At 42.4% G+C, this 3169-nt stretch carries 2 protein-coding genes and 1 pseudogene; all 3 read right to left on the bottom strand.

Features of this window, described 5'->3' with window-relative positions:
• Positions 1-207: 207 nt before the first annotated feature.
• The 3 genes and pseudogenes from F6K54_RS42380 to F6K54_RS42370 all read right to left on the bottom strand — a co-directional run bounded on the left by F6K54_RS42380 (position 208) and on the right by F6K54_RS42370 (position 2977).
• Positions 208-2412 carry an N-acetylmuramoyl-L-alanine amidase gene (locus F6K54_RS42380; RefSeq protein ID WP_293090481.1) on the bottom strand — a complete coding sequence of 735 codons (2205 nt, stop codon included), beginning with the start codon at positions 2410-2412 and terminating at the stop codon, positions 208-210.
• 260 nt (positions 2413-2672) lie between these two features.
• A pseudogene (locus F6K54_RS42375) lies at positions 2673-2822 on the bottom strand (RNA-guided endonuclease TnpB family protein); the annotation flags it as partial.
• Positions 2762-2977, bottom strand: a complete 216-nt coding sequence (locus F6K54_RS42370; protein ID WP_293090482.1) for a hypothetical protein — start codon at positions 2975-2977, stop codon at positions 2762-2764. The pseudogene F6K54_RS42375 and the gene F6K54_RS42370, both read right to left, overlap by 61 nt.
• Between the last annotated feature and the right edge of the window lie 192 nt (positions 2978-3169).

Below are 3169 nucleotides of genomic sequence, written 5' to 3'. Positions count from 1 at the left end.
GAGAAAAAGTGTATGAAAAAGCACATTTTTTTCGATAACTTAAGTAGTTTTTCCTATCTACTATGATTCTTTCTCCCCTACTCTCTACTCCCCTACTACCCTACTCCCTACTCCCTACTCTCTACTCCCCTACTCCCCTACTCCCCTACTCCCCTACTCCCCTACTCCCTACTCCCTACTCCCTACTCCCTACTCCCTACTCCCTAATTAACGAGAATAAGCTTGAACATATCTAAGTATCCCACGAGCGACTGCCTGTGCCATACGACTACGTTGAACAGGGTCCGCAAGAATCCTAGAATCATAATTACCAGTGACAAAACCCACCTCTACCAATACAGCAGGCATCTTAGTCTTTCTTAGCACATAAAAACGAGCCCGCTTTACCCCACGATTATTCATTGTGGGGAAACTTTCCAGCATACTATTCTGAATATACTGTGCTAGAGCCTGGCCACTTTGGTAGTAAAAAGTCTCTAAACCATTCACATCAGGACGACTCATACTAATAGCATTAGCATGAATACTCACAAACAGATCCGCACCTACCCGATTGGCCAATTCTGCCCGTGGTGGTAAATCTAAATCCCGGTCTGTCTTACGAGTCATCACCACTTGTATATTATTCTGCTCCAGGATTTGAGCTACCTCCAATGACATAGGCAATACAATATCCTTCTCTCGCAGACCAAAACCCACTCCACCTATATCTGTAGGTCCTCCGTGCCCAGGGTCTATAACTATCATTAACCGTCCATCACGCTGGGGTAATCGATTTTGCGGCAAAGGAAAACGACGATTACCATTATTAGTATTAGAACGGCGGTTGTTGCGACGAGGCCAGGGAAAAGGCCAGCGTCTCGGACGTAAATTTCCTGGGGAATTCTGAGGTAATCTATTCTGAGGTAATCTGTTCTGAGGAGGTGAATTTGGGGGTGATGAACTGTTTCCCCGTGAAAAGATTGAAGGTCTGGAATTAGAAGATTGTTGTCTAGGATCTGGTCGCCAACCAGGAGGAGTAGTGCCAATATTACCCCAACCCATGGGTAAGGATAACTTTTGTGGAGTAAGCTGAGTTACCTCGGCAATTTTAACATTAGTAGCAGGCTTAACCAGAATAGTCACTGTTTCTGGATCTTCTTGACGTATCTTTGCCCAAACTAGAGGACTGCCAACCCGTCGGCCAGGTAACTTTAACCGATCATCTACCTTAGCACCATATATTGTAATTCCATAAGCATCCTCTTCAGAATCCCAACCACTCCGATAATTCAGAGGTCGATCCCCTGTAATTACTAAGTCAGTACCATTTTTCAACTCTACTGACTTAACAACTGCAAAACCAGTAGCTTGATTAATTGTTGGTGGTGTTTCTCCTTGAGGCCATATTGCTACTCCACCTGCATAAGCACGAGCTTCCCATTGAGTTTTAGTATTTGGAAGACTCACTGTCAAACGAACTACCGCAGGTGTCGTTGAAAGCTGAGTAAGTTGAGTAATTGTTAATCCAGATTCATTAAATCTTTGATTTGCCTTGACATCTTTTGCTGTGAGAGTAGCGTCCAGAATATCAATGGTCATCCAAGTACGGTCAACACTCTGCTTGAGTTCTATTTCTGGTATTTGACCGCTCGTTTGTAGAACTAATCCCTCTTGCTTTACTTGGACATCTTCTACAAGAGTTGGCGTACCAGTTGTAGCAACTTGATTAACAGGAGCAGGGTTTCTTGGTCTTAGTATATTTTGATTACTCGGTCTCTCTATTCTGCGAGTTAAAGGCGGTCTTTGAGGTAGTGGGGGTCGAGACTGAGAATTTTGAGGTGGTGGGGGTGGGGACTGAGGACTTTGAGGTAGTAGGGGTGGAGACTGGGAACTTTGAGGTTGTGGGGGTGGAGACTGAGAATTTTGAGGTAGTGGGGGTGGGGACTGGGGCGTAAGGTTAATATCTGAAGTAGAGGCAATTTTTTGAGGTGTGGGTATTTGTACAGTCCATTCACTAGGAGATATGCCCCTAAATTGCACCTGTTTTGGGTCAAGAGTATACCCATTATTTAATTCTACGACAATCCGAGCTGTTTGAGAATTAAATTGTCCTACTCTAACTGCTTTAATTGCCCCACCGACAACTTGAGAAGTCCTTATACCACCTAAAGTTGTGCCAGGCAAATCTATAACTAAGCGAGTTGGGTTAGTTATGAGTTGTGCTTTTGGCTGAACACCTCCTTCAGTAGTAAAAGATAGTCGATTCTGGTTTGCTTGAAACTGCCAAGATTCTAAGGTAGCAGCTTCAGTAGGAGTTCCAAGTACAAAAACACTGAGTATACTTGGAAGTAGATAGCGTACCATTAGGTTTTTTCCCATCTGGGTACTTTTGAGAAATATCACACGATTTCCTGGATATATATTTTTCATATCAAGTTTAATACTTTATGAACTCTTCTAGATTATAGATATCTAGATATATAGATTTATTGATATACCCCTTATAGTTTGTGGTGAATAATCATTAATTTGACTACTCCCCGGAGGTCAGTCACGGGGATTCTAAGTTGATACTACGCAACACCGATAAATCCATGTTGCTTCGTTTTTTCGAGCGCTGACCAAAGATATACTCTTTGGGGACAATTTCATTGTGCCCCTACACAGTTGGCATAGCGTCTAAACCATGCTTTGCTGCTTACTTTTGTGATTATATTTGCAGCCCCGTTACAGTCTGCATTAATTAACCAATTATTACGTGCTTTATACAAACCACGCTTTATTCTTTTTCCTGACGGTTTCCAATCATTGGGTTTTTCACCATAAATAGGCAGATTGTCACCCACATCTTATTCACACTCCAATAATGATTTTCAGCATAACTAGAGAAACATACTATCATACAACTTCCTACATAATAGTTGTCAGTTATTCCACCTTCTTGAAAACTAGACAAAGCTAGACATTTGCCATCGGTGAGTGCAAATGATTTCATTACTCACCCGTTTCAATGTGTACTTGCTGTGAAAGTTGATGTTCCGCCCATAACTCATGGGGAGCGGATTCCCTCAAGGGCTTTCCTCCACTGAAAAAGTTGAGTCCTACGGATACGATGTAGTTTAATAAAACTAGCAACTCGTCTCCAATGACTCCAATCATGTTTGTTGACATCCTCCGGTCTCAACAA

The organism is Okeania sp. SIO3B5, from assembly GCF_010692555.1.
Taxonomy (GTDB): domain Bacteria; phylum Cyanobacteriota; class Cyanobacteriia; order Cyanobacteriales; family Microcoleaceae; genus Okeania.
This window is presented reverse-complemented; position numbering and strand designations above follow the sequence as displayed.

What these genes read in the sequence shown, in the direction of transcription:
- F6K54_RS42380 (WP_293090481.1), bottom strand. Translation starts at nt 2,412, where the DNA reads ATGAAAAATATATATCCAGGAAATCGTGTGATATTTCTCAAAAGTACC.
- F6K54_RS42370 (WP_293090482.1), bottom strand. Translation starts at nt 2,977, where the DNA reads ATGAAATCATTTGCACTCACCGATGGCAAATGTCTAGCTTTGTCTAGT.